This is a genomic window from Mycobacterium sp. TH-M103, from assembly GCF_057473785.1.
Genome location: NZ_JBYCLG010000230.1, coordinates 1 through 2,996, shown reverse-complemented (window position 1 = coordinate 2,996; position 2,996 = coordinate 1). Strand labels below are relative to the sequence as shown.

Annotated in this window: 3 protein-coding genes and 1 pseudogene; 2 read left to right on the top strand and 2 right to left on the bottom strand. The window is 69.8% G+C overall.

Features of this window, described 5'->3' with window-relative positions; genetic code table 11:
• Positions 1–195: 195 nt before the first annotated feature.
• Positions 196–1,053, bottom strand: a complete 858-nt coding sequence (locus AC2VOR_RS13425) for an LLM class F420-dependent oxidoreductase (RefSeq protein WP_369736325.1) — start codon at positions 1,051–1,053, stop codon at positions 196–198.
• 80 nt (positions 1,054–1,133) lie between these two features.
• On the opposite strand from AC2VOR_RS13425, the gene AC2VOR_RS13420 reads away from it, so the two are divergent.
• Positions 1,134–1,532 (top strand): hypothetical protein, encoded by a 399-nt coding sequence (locus tag AC2VOR_RS13420; RefSeq protein WP_369741364.1) that lies wholly within the window; start codon positions 1,134–1,136, stop codon positions 1,530–1,532.
• A gap of 46 nt (positions 1,533–1,578) precedes the next feature.
• Positions 1,579–2,589 carry a PHP domain-containing protein gene (locus AC2VOR_RS13415; RefSeq protein ID WP_369736326.1) on the top strand — a complete coding sequence of 337 codons (1,011 nt, stop codon included), beginning with the start codon at positions 1,579–1,581 and terminating at the stop codon, positions 2,587–2,589.
• Here the strand turns inward: AC2VOR_RS13415 and AC2VOR_RS13410 are convergent.
• Positions 2,578–2,996: pseudogene (locus AC2VOR_RS13410) on the bottom strand (DinB/UmuC family translesion DNA polymerase); the annotation flags it as partial. The gene AC2VOR_RS13415 and the pseudogene AC2VOR_RS13410 overlap by 12 nt on opposite strands.

Genomic DNA, 2,996 nt, shown 5'->3' with positions numbered 1-2,996 from the left:
ATGTCAACCCGGTACCCCGGTCGCGGGTGGGGCGAATCGCCTGGTCAATGTTTCGCCACCCCGTAAAGAGCCGCGAATTTCCCGCCAAGAACGAACGCTTGGTGACCGCCGAGGAGATGTTGCTGTTCGGCGTGTAACCGCCCCTCACCACGCACTCACCGGTCCGCGGAGAGTTTGCTCGGTGCTGCCGAAGCGCTATTTCGCCCCGTCCCACAGCCCCGAATCCCGGATGGCCTCGGCCATCGGTTCGAGCACGGCGGGGTCGTGCGGCGGGGCGATGTAGACGATGCCCAGATCGAGGCCCTCGGCGGCGAGCCCGGCGGCGTCCTCGAGCACCTTGCGGTAGTTGCGCTCCCGGTCCAGCCCGAGGTGCGCGGACAGCGTGATCTCCTTCGGGTCGCGTCCGATGTCCGCGCAGCGTGCGGCCAGCACGTCGCGCTTGCGGGCGAACTCCTCCGGTGAGCCACCGGCGAAGTTCCAGTGCTGGGCGTAGCGCGCGGTGATCGGCAGGGTGCGCTTCTCGCCGCTGCCGCCGATGCAGATCGGCGGGTGCGGGCGCTGCGGCCCCTTGGGTTCGTTGCGGGCGCCCTCGAGCCGGTAGTACTTGCCGTCGAAGTCGGTGATCTCCTGGCTGAGCAGGCTGATCAGCACCTGGCACGCCTCCTCGAAGCGGTCGAAGCGTTCCCGGATGCCGCCCAACTCGATGCCGTAGGCGCCGGACTCCTCCTCGTTCCAGCCGGCGCCGATCCCCAGTTCGAGCCGCCCGCCGGAGATGATGTCGAGCGCGGCGGCCATGTTGGCCAGCACCGCGGGGTGGCGGTAGTGGACGCCGGTGACCAGGGTGCCCAGCCGCAGCCGGCTGGTGGCCTGGGCCAGCGCCGTCAGCGTCGTCCAGCCCTCCAGGCAGGGACCGGTGCTGTCGGAGAAGATCGGATAGAAGTGGTCGAAGGTCCACCCCGATTCGTAGACCTCGATGTCGTCGGCCGCCCGCCAGACGGCCAGCATGTCTGCCCAGGTGGTGTTCTGGGGGGATGTCTTGAACGCGAATCGCATGCTCTCGACGGTAGCCGATCTTTATGACGCGCAACTAAACTCGAGCGGTGGGTGACGCGCTGGGGATCGACACCAGGGTCATGCTGCTGGCGGCGGGTCTGATCTTCCTGCTGGCCCTGGTTCTCGGGGTCTGGAAGTACCGGCAGATCATGGCCTCCGGCGAGGGCCGGGCACATCCCTACGTCGACATCGCGCACCGGGCGGCGTTGCTCTACTCGTTCGCGACGCTGCTGGTCGCGGTGTTCGTCGAACTCAGCGCCTGGCCGGCGTGGGTGAACCTGACCGCGGCGGGCGTCGTCGTGTTCTTCTTTGTCGCGGCCATTCTCAGCTACGTCGGCCACGGCGCGCGGCGTGACACCGTGAATCAGTTCGAGAAATCCGGCCGGGCACTGGCGCTGGGGATGGCCCTGCTGATCGCCGGCGAGATCGGCGGGTTCGCGGTTCTTCTCGCCGGGTTCGTCGCCGGGCAGCTGTGGTGAGCTGCTTCGCGTGGCTTCGCCCCGCGGGCGCGGGCACACTGGAGGAATGGATCCGGTAGTCGCGCTGCGACAGATCGCCTACTACAAGGACCGGGCGCGGGAAGACTCCCGGCGTGTCATGGCGTACCGCAACGCGGCCGACGTCGTCGAGGGCCTGGACGGCGCGGCCCGCGAGCGGCACGGCCGGGCCGACAGCTGGCAGTCGCTGCCGGGCATCGGGCCCAAGACCGCCAAGGTCATCGCGCAGGCGTGGTCGGGTCGCGAGCCCGACGCCCTGGTCGAACTGCGTTCCACGGCAAACGATCTCGGGGGCGGAAAGATCAGGACGGCCCTGCGCGGTGATCTGCACCTGCATTCGAACTGGTCGGACGGGTCGGCGTCGATCGACGAGATGATGGCCACCGCGGCGGCGCTGGGCCACGAATACTGCGCGCTGACCGATCATTCGCCGCGGCTGAAGATCGCCAACGGCCTGTCCCCGGACCGGTTGCGCGAGCAGCTCGACGCGATCGACGGGCTGCGCGAGAAGTTCGCGCCGATGCGCATCCTCACCGGGATCGAGGTGGACATCCTCGAGGACGGTGGCCTGGACCAGGAACCCGAGCTGCTGGAGCGCCTCGACGTGGTCGTGGCCAGCGTGCACTCCAAGCTGTCGATGGATGCGGCGGCCATGACCCGCCGCATGATCCGAGCCGTCTCCAATCCCCACGCCGACGTGCTGGGCCACTGCACCGGCCGACTGGTCTCCGGCAACCGCGGCATCCGACCCGAGTCGAAGTTCGACGCCGAGGCGGTGTTCAGCGCCTGCCGCGAGCACGGCACCGCGGTGGAGATCAACTCCCGGCCCGAGCGGCGCGACCCGCCGACCCGGTTGCTGAACCTGGCGCTCGAGATCGGCTGCATCTTCAGCATCGACACCGACGCGCACGCGCCCGGTCAGCTGGACTTCCTCGGCTACGGCGCCCAGCGCGCGCTGGACGCCGGCGTGCCCGTCGACCGGATCGTCAACACCTGGTCCGCGAACGAGCTGCTGGAGTGGGCGGGCTCAGTCGGGTAGGTGCGGCGTCTCCACGCCGGTCTCGCGGCCGAGCAACACCGACGGGGTGAGTGCGGATCTGCCGTAGCGGCGGCGCACCGTGTCGATCGCCTCGTCGACGGCGAGCCGGTCCCGGTGAACGGCAGCATCAGCTGCTGGGCGCCGCCGCCGTCGATGCCCGACACCGCGAAGCCGATCGGGGTCAATCCGCGCTCGGCGGCCAGGACGGGTTGCGTCGCCGACGTGGGCGATGCCAACGTTCGCGAGCGGGTGGCCCGCCCGATGCCGTCGAACCGCAGCCGCAGCACCACGGTGCGGCCAGCTGCGCGCAGCCGGGCGGTGATCCGGTCGACCAGGTTGACCACCACCGCGTCGAGGCGGACAGGCGACATCGCGGAGTCGGCCCGGCCCAACGCCCGCTGCGCACC